A 14,043-nucleotide genomic window follows, 5' to 3' on the forward strand; every position below is an offset into this window, starting at 1 on the left:
GCGTTGCAAAAAGGATGGGGCATTATGAACAAGAATATCATCATCATTATCGGTGCGGCGGTGGCCGCCTTTTTGGCTGTGCTGCTGATTCCACGACTGTTGGACAGCGGCGAAGATGAGGCGCCTGCGACGGCTGAATCCTCCGATAATGGCGGCGATAGCGGTTCGACGGGCAGTGCGGGTTCGGCGTCATCATCCGGCGACGATAAAGACGATCCTGCGCAGTCGGCGCGCTCCGCGCGCGGTTCCAATCCGGTCCTGGAGGCCCAACTGGCCGAAGCAGTCCGTCAGGTGAATGCGGGTGGCCCGGTTGTGATAGATGAGTTTACGACGATGACGTCGGCTCGGGCGCAAGGCAATCGCATACTCTACCGCTACGAGATTTCGCGGAATTTGAACGCGACACAGGTGTCGCAGTTCCAGCAATATGCATCGAACCAGAACCAGCAGACGATATGCAGGCGGCCGGAAACGCGGCAGCTCATCGATATCGGCGGTGAGATCGAATATGTCTATTTCGGGCCGGGCAACCGTTTTCTGTTCAGCACGGCGATAACGAGCTGCTGAGTGCTAAGTTCTGCGCCGCGTGTCGCCCGAACTTGCGCAATATCGGTGTCTTGTCGCCGCTAGAGCACATATTTGCTCAAGTCCGTGTCGCGCGCCACTTCGGCCAACTGCTTTTCGACATAGGCGGCGTCGATGACGAGCGTGTCCGCGTCGCCGTCGCGCTCTTCTGAGCCGGCGGCGAAGCTGATCTCCTCGACGAGCTTTTCCATGACCGTCTGAAGGCGGCGCGCGCCGATATTCTCGATCGACTGGTTCACCTCGGCCGCGATTTTCGCAAGTTCGGCGATCGCATTCTCGGTGAATTCGATCTCGACGCCCTCGGTGCCGATCAGCGCGCGATACTGTTCGGGCAGGTTCGCCTTGGTCTCGGTCAGGATACGCACGAAATCCTCTTCGGTCAGCGCGCGCAGTTCAACGCGGATCGGGAGGCGGCCTTGTAGCTCAGGCAGCATGTCGCTCGGCTTAGCGACGTGGAACGCTCCCGATGCGATGAACAGGATGTGATCGGTCTTCATCGGGCCATATTTCGTCGCGACGGTCGTGCCTTCGATCAGCGGTAGCAGGTCGCGCTGCACGCCTTCGCGGCTCACTGAGCCCCCGCGCACATCCGAAACCGCGATCTTGTCAATCTCGTCGAGGAAAACGATGCCGTTCGCTTCCGCATTGGCGAGCGCGACCCGGGCGACATCGTCCTGATCGAGGCGTTTCTCCGATTCTTCCTCGACAAGCTTATCCCAAGCGTCGGCGACCCGCATCTTGCGCTTTTTGCGCGGCTGCTGCCCGAAGGCCTTGCCCATCATGTCGGAGAGATTGATCATGCCGACCTGACCGCTCATGCCCGGTATCTCCATCGGCATGTTCGGCGTGTCTTCCACCTCGATCTCGACTTCGGTGTCGTTCATGTGATTGTCAACGATACGCTGGCGGAAGCTCTCGCGCGTCGCATCGCTCGCTCCCTTGCCGGTCAACGCGTCGAGCAGCCGTTCCATGGCCGCCTTCGAGGCATCTTCGCGCACCGCTTCGCGGCGCCGATCCTTTTCGAGCCGTACCGCATCTTCGACAAGGTCGCGGGCGATCTGTTCGACATCGCGGCCGACATAGCCGACTTCGGTGAACTTGGTCGCTTCGATCTTCACAAAAGGCGCATCGGCGAGTTTGGCCAGACGGCGGCTGATCTCGGTCTTGCCGCAGCCGGTCGGCCCGATCATCAGGATATTCTTCGGCGTCACTTCGTTGCGCAATTCTTCGGACAGGCGCTGCCGCCGCCAGCGGTTGCGTAGCGCCACGGCGACCGCGCGTTTCGCATCGGTCTGTCCGATAATATGCTCATCAAGTGCAGCCACGATGGCTTTGGGGGTGAGGGCGTCGTTCATGGAGTCTCGTCAGGAAAAGAAAGTTTCAGGACAGACATGGGTGCTGGATGGAGAGCGTCAAGCCTCCGCCCCGCAACGCCAGCTCTCCGCAAGGCCGCGATGCCGCTCGACAATGCGCGCGATGTCCTCCGGTTGGGGTTCGGCCGTCCATTCGCCATGCTCGAACGTGCCGCCCAGGACAATCCCGTCCGGTCGGGGGAACATATATCCCTGGCGCACCGTATAGGCATAGTCGATCTCGGGTTGCGGGATCAGGACAGCGAGTTGACCGCGTACCGGTTCGAGTTCTTCGTCGCCGAATAATGCGCGGGCGCCGAGCCCGGTACAGTTGAAAACAAGCCGTTCGGGCAAGGCTAAGACTTCGGACGGGGTCGCAAAGTCGCGTACGACAATCGTGCCGCCGGCAATCCGGATGTCGCGCATCAGTGAGGCAAGAAAACGCCCGGTTTGAACATACATGGTCCGGTAGCGCAGCATATTCTCGGCTGGGAACGGATGCGCGTTATAGGGCAGCGCCTGCCGATCCGGAAAGACCGGGTTCGGCGCGGCTGATCGCAAGCGGCCTTCGTCATAGGTGGGGAGCCAGCGGACGCCGTAATCGTCGCCGACCATGATCTGCATGCGGCGGCGCGTGAAGTCTGTCGCCAAAACCCGCCTGGCGAGCCAGTTCTGCGTAACGGCGCCGCGGTCATAATAGCTCCCGGGCATGATCTGGCCGCCGGCGATGTTCGAGGTGGTGTTGGGCGGCAGCGCTTTTGCATAAATGCGAACGGGAAAACCTGCCTCTTGCAACAGGCGCGCGGTCGTCAGGCCCAACGCGCCGGCGCCGATTACGGCAACTGGACCTGCATGCCCCGGCAGGCCGAGAGCAATCGCCTCGCGCGAAGACCCCCAGCACAACGATATGCCGGCGCCGCCATGGCCGTAATTGTGGACGATCGTCTTGCCGTCGAGGGGCTGGGTTTCGACGCGATAGCCGGAAGGTCTGTAAGGCCGTAGCCCGGCAATCGTCCGGATCACCCGGTTGGCGGAGACATTGACGCGCGGGAGACAGGCGGCACCGAACAGCGAAACAGGCCGCGGCGCTGTCGTAGCACAGCCCGCAACAGCGATTGCCGCCGATCCCGCGACAAGAGTGCGGCGAGAAATCAAGAGGGGCGATGGAGCGACTCTCACGCCCGCTTGCATAAAGGACTAGCTGTCGGAGTCGATTGTTTCGACGGTCAGTTGGTCATTAGTGTAGACGCACACCTCCGCGGCGATCGCCATTGCACGGCGCGCAATCTTCTCCGCGTCCTTTTCATAGTCCTTCAGGGCGAGCGCCGCGGCGAGCGCATAATTGCCGCCGGAGCCGATGGCCGCGACGCCGTCGGCCGGTTCGAGCACATCGCCATTTCCGGTGAGGATCAGCGTGATCTCCTTGTCGGCGACCACCATCATCGCTTCCAAGTTGCGCAGATATTTGTCGGTTCGCCAGTCCTTGGCGAGTTCGACGGCCGCGCGCATCAGCTGGCCGTTATGCCGTTCGAGCTTGCTTTCGAGCCGTTCGAACAGGGTAAATGCGTCCGCCGTCGCGCCCGCAAACCCGCCAATCACCTGGCCATCGCCGAGTTCGCGGACCTTGCGCGCGTTCGGTTTCATTACGGTCTGACCCATCGAGACCTGGCCGTCTCCGGCGATCACCACTTTGTCGGAATCCCGCACGGCGAGGATGGTCGTGCCGTGCCAGGGTGCGCTGCTTCGATTTTCGTCCATGTGCGCCGATATATGCGCGCTTCCGCCCGCCGCAAGCGCACGCGATCTTAAGATCGTGGTAACCATTGGGCGTTACTTGTTTTTCAACAGTTTGCGGGGGATTACCACCGATGTCGTTGATCGACGATCCACAGGTAGCTGCGCTGCTCGGCGAAGTCAGCGATTTCGGCGTGTTCGCGATCGATCTCGATGGCATCTGCACAGCCTGGCAGCCGATTTCGAGCAATTACAAGCTCGCACCGGTCGAGGAAGTGGTCGGCTACCCGCTCGACCGATTTTATGCACCCGAAGACCGAAAAGCCGGTAAATATTGGGAAAATCTGCGAACCGCCCGGGAAACCGGCCGGATGGACACCGAAGGCCTGCGGCGGCGTTGGGATGGCAGCTATTCCTGGACGCGCATCAGCATCCTCCGGAAAGACGACGAAGCCGGTAAGCACATAGGCTATATCGGCGTTTCCTATGACGCCACACGGCAGCGCGATGCGGCCCGTGCACTGCACGCGAGCGAAGAAGCGCTGCGTATCCTAGTCGACGGGCTGCGCGACCATGCCCTGTATATGCTCAGCAATAGCGGTCGGATAACCAACTGGAATGCCGGCGCGGAACGGATTACCGGCTATTCGGCCGACGAGGCGATCGGCCAGCATTTTTCGATTTTCTTCGACGAAGAGGATCGCGGCCGCGGCATACCCGAACACATTTTGGAACAGGCCCGCGTTGCGGGAAATTACCGTGAAAAGGGCTGGCTCATCAAGAAGAGCGGAGAGCGGTTTCGGGCTAAATTATTCGCCCAGCTTCTATATGATGAGGATGGCGAAATACTCGGTTTCGGCGGCATTACCCGCGATATCACCGAACAATATGACACGGAGCGCAGTCTCGCCGCCGCGCAAGAGGCGCTCGCGCAATCGGAGAAACTGCGGTCGCTGGGTGAACTCACCGGCGGCATCGCGCATGATTTCAACAATCTGCTGACCGTCGTCCGCGGTTCTGCGGAGCTTTTGAAGAGTGCGAAGCTCTCGGATGAAAAGAAGGCGCGCCACCTCGATGCAATCGTTGAAACGGCGGACCGCGCCGCCGAACTGACTGGACAGCTTCTGTCTTTCGCGCGCCAGCAGCCGCTCCAACCGAAGCGCGTCGATATCAACGATGTGATCGTCGGAATGAAGGGGCTGCTCAATCGTACGCTTGGCGGTGGGGTCAGCATTCTTCTGACCCCCGGCGACTCGCTTTGGGACGTGCAGGTCGATCCGACTCAGCTCGAGAATCTCATCCTCAACGCCGCGATCAATGCGCGGGATGCGATGGAAGGTTCGGGGACGCTCACCCTGACGACGCAGAATGTGAACCGCGAAGGCAGTGAAGAAGTCTGTCTGTCGATCTCCGATACGGGATGCGGCATCGCACCGGACATTATCGATCGGGTGTTCGAGCCATTTTTTACGACCAAGGACCCGGGCAAGGGCACGGGTCTTGGTTTGTCCCAGGCCTATGGTTTCGCGGCGCAGTCCGGCGGACGGCTGGACATTAAGAGCGAAGTCGGTCGCGGCTCCACCTTGAGCCTCTATCTGCCGCGCGCCTGGCCGGTGTCGAGCGATGCCAGCTTGGGCGCATCGGGCCAAGGCGATGAACGGGATCTGCCTAGGGGCACGCGCGTACTACTGGTCGAGGATAGCCGCACCGTTGCTGTATTCGCCCAGTCCCTGCTCGAGGATATGGGCTGCGATGTCGTGCATGCGAGCAATGCCGAAGAGGCGCTCGTTGCGATCGAAGACGAACCGCAGGAATTCGACATTATCTTCTCCGACATCGTGATGCCGGGCATCAGCGGGCTCGATCTTGCGGAGAAAGTGCGCCGCCAGAAGCCAACTCTGCCGATCCTGTTGGCGACCGGATATAGCGAGGCTGCGGCGCGCGGCGAGGGCAGCGAGTTTCCGATCCTGCCCAAGCCCTATCGGCGCGAGATATTGTCGGCGAAGCTGTGCGAGACGCTCAACGCGTTCAGCGAAGCCGCCTGAACTGCTACAGCCTACAGGTCGAGCGGACCGCTCGACAGGATTTCCAGATTGCGATCGTCGAGCGATTGACCGTCAAGCGCTGTGTCGCGCTCGCGGACCAGCTCGGCAATCTGATCGCGAAACGTCGCCACTGCAGCCGTCAGCCAGCCATTGACCAGTGGATCGCCCGGCGCGTCGTCGACGTCGAAAAGGTCGAGGCGCTCGATAATCGCTTCGCCCGGCATGAAATATTCGTTGGTCACCCAGCGATTGGTCGTGAACCAATGGGTCGGGATACCTTGCGTGTTGCAGGATAGCGCAACGAAGTGGACGACCTTGGCCGGCGTCTTGTCTTTGGTCTTCGGTTTGGCTTCCGCGAGCGGTTCGATACCGTCAAAGGCGTCGAGCGGCAGGAACAGGTGAAAATGGCCATGCTCGCCCGGTTCGCGCTGCTCCGGCGGGTGCGCGTGATAGAACCAGCGCGATTTGTTCGACGGGCTGACCGCGTCTTTTTCGGGATAATGGTCCCATTGCCGGAAATCGCAATCCGGCGGCACGACACGCGGAACGAGCGGCGTCCCCTGCGACGCCATTTGCTCGGTCAGAGCAAATAGCGTCGCCTCGGGACTTTCGCTCAATAGGCTGCGCAACAGCCTTCCGCGGCGGCGCAGCAGCCCTCGGCCGATGCGGTTTCAGTCGCGGCGCAGCAGCCCTCGGCCGCAGCGGCGCAGCATCCTTCGGCAGCTGCCGCACAGCATCCTTCAGCCGCACAACAGCCTTCCGCGGCACAGCATCCGCCGGTCGCATCGCCCGCGGCAGCCGCGCAGCAGCGCGCCCCGCAGCTACAAGCTTGCAGCGCCGGAGCGGCGAGCGCGAGGCCGCCGGCGACGGCCAGCATCGATGCGAGGCTTCGTTTTTCGGTCTTATCGGTCATGTGTATCTCCCAAGAGTGTTTTGGCCTTCCGGGTTCGAAGCCAAATCGCAGCCGGTTACATACGCTGCGAAATTCGATACCGGGCCCTCGGGATGCACGGTCTCAGGTCCGCGGGTTTCGGCCTAGCGGTCGACGCCCTTGATCTTTCCCCATTGGCGCGCAGCCGTATAGCCGAGATATCCAGTCCCGAACAGCGCATAAAGCGGTTCGGGAATGCCTTCGAGATAGGCGTTCATGCCAGCCGCGATATTTTGGGCAGCCTCGGGCCGGAATGCGGCGAGCAGGCCCATCGGCAAGGCCCAAAGCAGCAGGACGTACATCACGTAGAGGAAGCTCGGGCGGGCTCGGCTCGTCCAGGGGTCAGCCGATTGCGCCTCCGCGATGATCGCGGACAACTGTGTGCGGATGGTTTCCGCCGCCTGGGTGCCTTCGAGCTTAAGCAGCTCAAGCTTGGCGCGGTCGCGCGCGTCACGGTCGGGCAGCACCCGGTCGATAACGGTGGTGAGCGGGCCCAAAAGCCCGGATAGGAACGACATGAGCAATCTCCTTTGGATACTATAGAGGTCCTAAACGAACCCGATAGGTTCCTACATTGCAAGGAAGATTGCCTTACTGGCTGGTTTCTATCGGGAAAATCGTTCCGGTGACCGAATAGATCGTGCGCATTCCGGCCTGCGCCCCGCCGCCAAGCGCATATGTGCGTCCACCGGCCTGATGAACGACGGCCAGCCCGTGCCGCGGGCCCGTGAGAGCCGGCCCTTCGCGCCATTCGAGCGTTTCGAGATCGAGGATATCGTGCCGATCAAAAACCGTGCCCTCATCGAGATTCTCGCCACCCACGATATGGAGCTGGCCCGGTGTGGAGAAGGCGGCATGGCCGCCTCGGCCGACCGGCATCGGCGGTAGCGTGCGCCAGCTGTTCGCGTTGAAATCGAATGCCTCGATGCGATCGATCTGGGTTCCCAGTTCGGCGCTCCGCCCGCCGGTCACGTATAGCGTATCTTCGGTCAGCGCGATGGCGTGCGAATGCCGCGCCGTCGGCATGGGCGGACCTTGCCGCCATTGGTCCGTTTCGAGGTCGTACATCCAGAGGCTGGCAAGATCCTCCTCGCCATTCTGGCCGCCCACAAGGTAGAGCACACCGGATCTCCAGACCATCGCATGTTGGCCGATCGGGTGCGGTAGGGCCGCGAGTTCCTCCCAACGATCGGAGCCCGGCTCATGGACGAAGAGCATCGGGTTCTGATCCTGCTGGAAGGGCAGTCCGATATAGCCGCCAGAGGCGTAGAGCCATTCCCCATCGGTCGCCATCGCGACATGATGCAGGGCGCGGGGCAGATCGGCGCATCGCTGCCAGCTTTCGGTGCGGACGTTATACTGCTCGCAACTTGCGAGCGTACGGAAGAAGCCGATGCCGCCCGCAATATAGATGTCTTCGCCGATCGCGACGGCCGAAATTTCCGAACGCGGATCGCGCATCTCGCCGTCGCTGTGGGTTAGGCGGGGCCAGTTCCAGAAGATCAGCGCGGCGGCGAGGCCGAGTGCGAGAAACGCTATCGCTGTCCTGGCAAGCCTTCTGCGCTGCATCCCTGTGCCACTCTCGCTTGGGGGCATTTTTCGGAAAAGGCTGGTCGGGGCGACTGGATTCGAACCAGCGACCTCCACACCCCCAGTATGATGCGCTACCAGGCTGCGCTACGCCCCGACCAAGGGGGCGCGATGTAAATCCGAACGCTGCGCAATGCAAGCATGACCTCGGGCGAAGATCGCCCGGCAGGAGGCGCTAGGCGCCGATAAAGGTCGTGAATTCGCTGACGGGCACGCGATCGGTGCGCAAGCTGTTGATTGGCGCGTCGGGATCGTAATGGCCGAGCGCCATGCCGCAATAGAGCATATGCGTGTCGGGAACGCCGAGCCATGGCCGCACCATCTCGTGCAACACCGCCCAGGCCTCTTGCGGGCAACTGTCTATGCCTTCGGCCTGCGCGGCCAGCATCAGCGTCTGGATGAACATGCCGAGATGTGCCATCTGCCCGTTGCCGATGGCCAGCGCCCGGTCGATCGTGAAGAATAACCCGACCGGCGCATCGAAAAAGCGGAAATTGGCGGCCATCTGCATCATCCGGCCGGCCTTGTCGTCGCGCGAGATACCCGCCGCGCCGAACATTTCCTCGGCGTTGCGCATGCGCCGCTCGGTATGCGTTTCGCTCATCCCGGCCGGATAGATTTCGAACTCCGCCGCGCCGAGATCGACGCCGCTGGCAATGGCCTCCAGCGCGTGTTCTTTGAGCTCCTCCAGTTTGTCTCCCATGACGATATAAACCGTCCAGGGTTGCATATTGCTGCCCGAGGGCGAGCGGCTCGCCAATGCCAAAAGTCGCTCGACGGTTCCCCGGTCTATCGGCGTATCGAGAAAGGCGCGGCGGGACTGGCGCGCATTGATCGCTTCCGAAACGGTCAGTTCGGCCATCGCTCAGTCTTCGCCCATCAGCGTCCGGCCCGGCTCGGCGGTATAGGTTTTGACACTGACGCCGGTGATCTTGGCGCCGGACAGCGCTTGGTTGAAGGTTGCCATATGCGGGGCCTGGAAATGGGCGTTGAGCGCATCCTGATCTTCCCAGATCTCCGCTATGCGCATCACATCGGGTTCTTCCAGGGCGCGGCCATAGGAGTAGCTGATACATCCCGATTCCTTGCGCGTTTCCTCGATCATGGCGACTGCCGCGTCGTGCAGCCTGTCCAATTCACCGGCTTCCATCCGGACCCATCCTTCGACGATTATCATGATATTTCCCTCCACTTGGTATCTGGGCGCGGTGCTAGCGCGCGGCCGCGCGGATGCAAATAAATTTGCCGCTATCAATGGCAGTTGCGCGAAACGCACCTTAGGTGATAGACGCGCGCCAATCACACGGGCGTAGCACATGCCCGATCATCCAGCTTACAGGTTCGCTTCATGTCCGCCACACCCGTTCTTGCCGCAGCCGCTCCATCCGGAGGCACCGGTGCTTTCATTCTTCAGCTCGTACCGCTGATCCTGATCTTCGTGATCTTCTGGTTCCTGCTCATCCGCCCGCAGCAGAAGCGGATGAAGGATCACCGCGCGATGATCGACGCCGTGAAGCGTGGGGATCGCGTGGTCACAGGTGGCGGCCTGCTCGGCAAGGTCACGAAGGTGAAGGACGACGAAGTCGAGATCGATCTGGGCGGTGGGCAGAAGGTCACCGCGATCAAGGCGACGCTTTCCGACGTTCGCAATCCCAGCGCAGCCAACGATTAAGGCGTATACCGACCGATGAACGATTTTCCGACATGGAAGGTCTGGATGCTCACGGCGCTGCTCATCGTCGGCGTGCTGACGGCTGTCCCAAGCCTGATGAGCGAACAGCAGCGGGCGATGCTGCCGGACTTCCTGCCGCAGCCGACAATCAATCTCGGCCTCGATCTGTCAGGCGGCGTGCATATCCTGCTCGAAGCGCAGACCGAGGAGTTTGAAGAACAGCGGCTCCAGACCATGTCGGACCGCATCGAAGATGCGATGGAGGATGACGGGCCGGAAATCGAGATTGGCGGCCTCTCACGCAGCGGCGGCGAAATCAGCTTTACGGTGCGCAACGAAGCCGATCTTGACGATGCGATGGAACGCATCCGTGCGCTGACCCAGCCGGTCGGTTTTACCGGCGAGCGCGATTTCAGCGTCGAGAATGAGGATTCGCTGACCGTGGTCGTACGGCCGACCGAAACGGGTACGGCCGAAGCGATCAATACGGCGGTCCAAACGGCGACCGAAGTCGTTCGGACGCGCATCGACGAGCTCGGTACGCGCGAGCCGACGATCATCCGCCAGGGCGCCGAACGGATCGTCGTACAGGTGCCGGGCCTCGACAGTCCGGAATCGCTGATGAGCCTGCTCGGCCGAACGGCGAGCCTCGAATTCCGCATGGTCAATTACGAAGCCGATCCCAATATGGCGCTGGCCTGCCAGGCGCCGATCGGCAGCGAAGCCTTGCCCTATGCCAATCAGGAGGAGGGTACGGGCTGCGTTATCGTCCAGCGCCGCGTGATGGTTTCGGGCGATCAGCTCGTCAATGCGCAGCAAGGTTTCGACCAGCAGACCGGCGAAGTAACCGTCAACCTGACTTTTGACGGCGCGGGCGGCCGCGCGTTTGGCCGAGTAACGCAGGAAAATGTCGGCCGACCTTTCGCGATCATTCTCGATGGTGAAGTGCTGTCTGCGCCAAACATCAACGAACCGATCCTGGGCGGCAATGCGCAAATCTCGGGCAGTTTTTCCGTACAAACGGCCAATGAGTTGGCAATCGCGCTGCGCTCCGGACGGCTCCCGGTCGAACTCGCCGTTATCGAAGATCGCACGGTCGGTGCGGAAATCGGCGAGGAAGGCGTCCGGCTCGGCGGCCTTGCGGGCCTGATTGCGACAGTCGCGGTCATGACCTTCATGATTATCACCTATGGCCGTTTCGGTATCTATTCGAATATCGCGCTGGCGCTGAACCTGTTCCTGATCCTAGCGATCATGGCGATGCTCGATGCGACGCTGACCCTGCCCGGTATCGCCGGCTTCGTGCTGACCGTCGGCGCGGCGGTCGACGCGAACGTGCTCATCAACGAAAGAATACGCGAAGAGCAGAGACGCGGGCGCAAGCTTATCGATGCCGTGCAGACCGGTTATAAGGAAGCGAGCCGGGCGATTTTCGATGCCAACATCACCAACTTTATCGGTGGCGCGCTCATGTTCTCGTTCGGCTCGGGTCCGGTTCGCGGATTTGCGGTCGTGCTCGTCGTCGGTATCGTCACCTCGGTCTTTACCGCTGTCACCATTACGCGGATGATGGTCTCGGTCTGGATCAAGAATAAACGGCCCAAGGAGCTTGTGATCTGATGCGTCTTCTCAAGCTTGTCCCCGAAAACACGAATATCCAGTTCCTCAAATGGCGGAACATCGCGATTGCCATCTCGATCGTGCTAACGATCGGATCGATAGCGCTGACCGCTACGCGCGGCCTCAATTTCGGCGTCGATTTCGCCGGCGGTCAGATGATTCAGGCAACCTTCACCGAAGATGCCGAAGCACCGGTCGGCGAACTGCGCGAGGACATCGCCGCGCTCGGAATCGAGGGCGCTTCGATCCAACGGTTCGGCGATCCGAACCAGGTCTCGATCCGCATGCGCGTGACCGAAGGCGCGGACGAGGATCCGGAGATCGCGAACGAGATATCGACCCGCGTCACCCAGATGATGCAGGCGGAATATGAAGGCGTAAGGATCGATTCAGTCGACTCGGTGTCGGGCAAAGTGTCCGACGAGCTGTTCCGCGCGGGTGCACTTGCGCTCGGTCTCGCGATGGTCGCAATCGCGCTCTATATCTGGTTGCGGTTCGAATGGCAGTTCGGGGTGGGGGCGCTCTTCGCGCTATTCCACGACGTCGCACTCACATTCGGATTCTTCGCGCTCACCCAGCTCGAATTCAATCTCAATATCGTCGCGGCTTTGCTGACCATCATCGGCTATTCACTCAATGATACAATCGTCGTTTATGACCGAATACGCGAAAATCTGCGGAAATACCGCAAGATGGAGATCGTGCCGCTGCTCGATCTGTCGGTGAACGAAACCCTCGCCCGGACCGTTATGACCAGCCTGACCATGGTGGTTGCGCTTGTTGTGCTGATTTGGGTCGGCCCGGACCTGCTGTTCGGTTTCACGGCCGCGATGCTGCTCGGCATCTTCATCGGCACGTATAGCTCCGTCTATATGGCCGCCCCCATCCTGATCTGGCTGAAAGTGGGATCGGATACCTTCGTGCCCGACGAGGCCGGACCCGATGGTCCGAAGGTCCATAAGGAGGGCTACGGTCGCTAATGGTCTCGCTGAAACGCGAAGGGCCAGCATCCGGACCGGTGATCACGGGTTTTGCCGGTAACGGCTTTCGCGTCGATAACGAGATTGTCGATGGCGGGTTATGGCTCACGCCGGAATGGGCGCGACCCTGGGCAGCGGACGATGTTGCCGCGCTCGACGCCAAAGCGCTCGATCCTCTTTTGTCGATCGAACCGTTGCCCGAATTTCTCCTGCTTGGAACAGGCGCCAGCCTTCAGCGCCCTTCGCCGAGCTTTGTCGCGGCTGTGGAGGCGAAGGGGATCGGTGTCGAGGCGATGGACAGCCGCGCGGCCGCGCGCAGTTGGAGCCTATTGCGCGCCGAGGACCGCTGGTTCGTGGCCGCCTTGCTACCGCTCGACTAGGCGTGAAAGATGCGTGAACAGCGCGTCGCTGTTCCGCTCCCAGGAAAATCTGTCGACTGTGGCGCGCACCGCATCCTGATCTGGCGGATCGGCGAGAATTCGTCTGGTTTCGGTGGCGATAGCCGCCGGCTCACGCGCCGTGATCGCGCCAGCCTCCGGCCGATCGATCAATTCCGCCGCGCCGCCCGCGCTGCTGATCACGATCGGCGTGCCGCAGGCTAGCGATTCGGTCCAGGCGTTAGCCAATCCTTCGGACACGGACGGCAAGGCCATCACATCGGCGGTCGCGAGCAGGGACGCGACTTCGGTGTGCGGCAGATTGCCGGGAAACCGAACACGCTCGCCCAGCCCCAACGCCCGCGCCTGCTTTTCGAGCGCCGGCCGGTCTGGGCCCTCGCCGATGCACCAGAGCGTCGCATCCGGAACATCCCGCAACGCGTCGATAACGATCGCCTGTCCCTTGCGCGGAATCAGCGCGCCGACCGTCACGATGAGCGGTCCGGTTATGCCAAGGCTCTGCTTTGCCTCGGCGCGGTCGACTGGTCGGAAAAGCTCTTTGTCGATGCCGGTATAGTGAACGGTGATCTTGTCCGCCGCCATGCCCAGCGCCACCATGTCGACCTTGAGCGCCTCGCTGACAGCCAGCAGCCCGGATGCTTGCAACCCAGCCTCGCGGACCTGCTCGGCGCAACCCGGCTTCTTCCCCCAATAATGAATGTCGGCGCCGCGCGCCTTCACCGAAAAAGGCACACCGATATCGGCGGCGAGCCGCATTGCGGCGGGACCGTCAGGATAGAAGAATTCCGCATCGATAATGTCGAATGGGAAACGCTCATGAATATCGCGCAGCACAGGCATTACCGCGCGCGCCATAGCCGCGGGAGCACGCGACCCGCCGATTTTCGGGATCGATCGAAAACGTGGTCGATGGACGGTCACACCCTTCCACATTTCCCGCTCCGGAACCGCCGCAAACTGCCGGTACTGTGCATGATGGTTTAGCGGCCATGGCGGTACGCCGATCGGCGCAACGACTTCCAGCTGCACATCGTCGCGCGCGGCCAAGGTCAGCGTCTGGCGTTCGACGAATCCGCCGAAAGTGGGCCGCGACGCGTCGGGAAACAGGGTTGCGAGGGTGAGCACGCGGAGCATGG

Annotated in this window: 16 protein-coding genes and 1 tRNA gene; 6 read left to right on the forward strand and 11 right to left on the reverse strand. The window is 61.5% G+C overall.

The annotated features are described in order from the left end of the window. The first annotated feature begins 24 nt into the window (after positions 1-24). Positions 25-567: a hypothetical protein gene (locus Q0974_RS07175; protein ID WP_299324298.1), complete on the forward strand. Its 543-nt coding sequence runs from the start codon at positions 25-27 to the stop codon at positions 565-567. Positions 568-626: 59 nt separating this feature from the next. On the opposite strand, the gene hslU is transcribed toward Q0974_RS07175, so the two are convergent. From hslU to hslV, 3 genes are all read right to left on the reverse strand, one after another. After that, positions 627-1,940, reverse strand: a complete 1,314-nt coding sequence (gene hslU, locus Q0974_RS07180) for an ATP-dependent protease ATPase subunit HslU (protein ID WP_299324299.1) — start codon at positions 1,938-1,940, stop codon at positions 627-629. A gap of 57 nt (positions 1,941-1,997) precedes the next feature. After that, entirely contained in the window at positions 1,998-2,960 is a 963-nt protein-coding gene (locus Q0974_RS07185; protein ID WP_299324301.1) for an FAD-dependent oxidoreductase, read from the reverse strand. A 174-nt stretch (positions 2,961-3,134) separates the two neighbouring features. Further along, complete coding sequence (gene hslV / locus Q0974_RS07190; RefSeq protein WP_299324302.1) at positions 3,135-3,695, reverse strand: ATP-dependent protease subunit HslV; 561 nt, start codon at positions 3,693-3,695, stop codon at positions 3,135-3,137. A 110-nt stretch (positions 3,696-3,805) separates the two neighbouring features. On the opposite strand from hslV, the gene Q0974_RS07195 reads away from it, so the two are divergent. Further along, positions 3,806-5,716, forward strand: a complete 1,911-nt coding sequence (locus tag Q0974_RS07195; RefSeq protein ID WP_299324304.1) for a PAS domain-containing sensor histidine kinase — start codon at positions 3,806-3,808, stop codon at positions 5,714-5,716. A gap of 11 nt (positions 5,717-5,727) precedes the next feature. Here Q0974_RS07195 and Q0974_RS07200 read toward each other — a convergent pair whose 3' ends face one another. From Q0974_RS07200 to Q0974_RS07230, 7 genes are all read right to left on the reverse strand, one after another. After that, the gene (locus Q0974_RS07200; protein WP_299324306.1) at positions 5,728-6,333 is read right to left on the reverse strand and encodes a hypothetical protein; all 606 of its coding nucleotides are present in this window, start codon (positions 6,331-6,333) and stop codon (positions 5,728-5,730) included. Next, positions 6,330-6,629 carry a hypothetical protein gene (locus tag Q0974_RS07205; protein WP_299324309.1) on the reverse strand — a complete coding sequence of 100 codons (300 nt, stop codon included), beginning with the start codon at positions 6,627-6,629 and terminating at the stop codon, positions 6,330-6,332. The genes Q0974_RS07200 and Q0974_RS07205 overlap by 4 nt, the downstream gene beginning before the upstream one ends. 122 nt (positions 6,630-6,751) lie before the next feature. After that, positions 6,752-7,165 carry a holin family protein gene (locus Q0974_RS07210; protein ID WP_299324311.1) on the reverse strand — a complete coding sequence of 138 codons (414 nt, stop codon included), beginning with the start codon at positions 7,163-7,165 and terminating at the stop codon, positions 6,752-6,754. A 73-nt stretch (positions 7,166-7,238) separates the two neighbouring features. Next, a complete protein-coding gene (locus Q0974_RS07215) occupies positions 7,239-8,216 on the reverse strand; it encodes a kelch repeat-containing protein (protein ID WP_299324314.1) in 978 nt (325 codons plus the stop codon). A gap of 41 nt (positions 8,217-8,257) precedes the next feature. Further along, positions 8,258-8,334, reverse strand: a tRNA-Pro gene (locus Q0974_RS07220). Between the two features lie 78 nt (positions 8,335-8,412). Beyond that, positions 8,413-9,099, reverse strand: coding sequence for a nitroreductase (locus Q0974_RS07225; RefSeq protein WP_299324317.1), 687 nt, complete (start codon positions 9,097-9,099; stop codon positions 8,413-8,415). Between the two features lie 3 nt (positions 9,100-9,102). Further along, positions 9,103-9,414, reverse strand: a complete 312-nt coding sequence (locus Q0974_RS07230) for a putative quinol monooxygenase (protein ID WP_299324319.1) — start codon at positions 9,412-9,414, stop codon at positions 9,103-9,105. A 171-nt stretch (positions 9,415-9,585) separates the two neighbouring features. Between Q0974_RS07230 and yajC the strand changes: the two genes are divergently transcribed. From yajC to Q0974_RS07250, 4 genes are read left to right on the forward strand one after another with little or no spacing between them, the layout of a single operon-like run. Then, positions 9,586-9,909: a preprotein translocase subunit YajC gene (gene yajC / locus Q0974_RS07235; protein WP_299324322.1), complete on the forward strand. Its 324-nt coding sequence runs from the start codon at positions 9,586-9,588 to the stop codon at positions 9,907-9,909. Between the two features lie 15 nt (positions 9,910-9,924). After that, entirely contained in the window at positions 9,925-11,529 is a 1,605-nt protein-coding gene (gene secD, locus Q0974_RS07240) for a protein translocase subunit SecD (protein ID WP_299324324.1), read from the forward strand. Then, positions 11,529-12,509, forward strand: a complete 981-nt coding sequence (gene secF, locus Q0974_RS07245) for a protein translocase subunit SecF (protein WP_299324327.1) — start codon at positions 11,529-11,531, stop codon at positions 12,507-12,509. The genes secD and secF overlap by 1 nt, the downstream gene beginning before the upstream one ends. After that, entirely contained in the window at positions 12,509-12,889 is a 381-nt protein-coding gene (locus Q0974_RS07250) for an MTH938/NDUFAF3 family protein (protein WP_299324329.1), read from the forward strand. Before secF ends, Q0974_RS07250 begins: the two co-directional genes overlap by 1 nt. On the opposite strand, the gene Q0974_RS07255 is transcribed toward Q0974_RS07250, so the two are convergent. Continuing rightward, entirely contained in the window at positions 12,875-14,041 is a 1,167-nt protein-coding gene (locus tag Q0974_RS07255; protein ID WP_299324331.1) for a glycosyltransferase, read from the reverse strand. The two genes, Q0974_RS07250 and Q0974_RS07255, sit on opposite strands and share 15 nt — an antisense overlap. Positions 14,042-14,043 lie beyond the last annotated feature (2 nt).

Source organism: Parasphingopyxis sp. (assembly GCF_028279465.1).
GTDB lineage: Bacteria > Pseudomonadota > Alphaproteobacteria > Sphingomonadales > Sphingomonadaceae > Parasphingopyxis.

What these genes read in the sequence shown, in the direction of transcription:
- hslV (WP_299324302.1), bottom strand. Translation starts at nt 3,695, where the DNA reads ATGGACGAAAATCGAAGCAGCGCACCCTGGCACGGCACGACCATCCTC.
- Q0974_RS07250 (WP_299324329.1), top strand. Translation starts at nt 12,509, where the DNA reads ATGGTCTCGCTGAAACGCGAAGGGCCAGCATCCGGACCGGTGATCACG.
- secD (WP_299324324.1), top strand. Translation starts at nt 9,925, where the DNA reads ATGAACGATTTTCCGACATGGAAGGTCTGGATGCTCACGGCGCTGCTC.
- Q0974_RS07230 (WP_299324319.1), bottom strand. Translation starts at nt 9,414, where the DNA reads ATGATAATCGTCGAAGGATGGGTCCGGATGGAAGCCGGTGAATTGGAC.
- secF (WP_299324327.1), top strand. Translation starts at nt 11,529, where the DNA reads ATGCGTCTTCTCAAGCTTGTCCCCGAAAACACGAATATCCAGTTCCTC.
- Q0974_RS07255 (WP_299324331.1), bottom strand. Translation starts at nt 14,041, where the DNA reads ATGCTCCGCGTGCTCACCCTCGCAACCCTGTTTCCCGACGCGTCGCGG.
- Q0974_RS07215 (WP_299324314.1), bottom strand. Translation starts at nt 8,216, where the DNA reads ATGCAGCGCAGAAGGCTTGCCAGGACAGCGATAGCGTTTCTCGCACTC.
- Q0974_RS07175 (WP_299324298.1), top strand. Translation starts at nt 25, where the DNA reads ATGAACAAGAATATCATCATCATTATCGGTGCGGCGGTGGCCGCCTTT.
- Q0974_RS07195 (WP_299324304.1), top strand. Translation starts at nt 3,806, where the DNA reads ATGTCGTTGATCGACGATCCACAGGTAGCTGCGCTGCTCGGCGAAGTC.
- hslU (WP_299324299.1), bottom strand. Translation starts at nt 1,940, where the DNA reads ATGAACGACGCCCTCACCCCCAAAGCCATCGTGGCTGCACTTGATGAG.
- yajC (WP_299324322.1), top strand. Translation starts at nt 9,586, where the DNA reads ATGTCCGCCACACCCGTTCTTGCCGCAGCCGCTCCATCCGGAGGCACC.
- Q0974_RS07205 (WP_299324309.1), bottom strand. Translation starts at nt 6,629, where the DNA reads ATGACCGATAAGACCGAAAAACGAAGCCTCGCATCGATGCTGGCCGTC.
- Q0974_RS07225 (WP_299324317.1), bottom strand. Translation starts at nt 9,099, where the DNA reads ATGGCCGAACTGACCGTTTCGGAAGCGATCAATGCGCGCCAGTCCCGC.
- Q0974_RS07210 (WP_299324311.1), bottom strand. Translation starts at nt 7,165, where the DNA reads ATGTCGTTCCTATCCGGGCTTTTGGGCCCGCTCACCACCGTTATCGAC.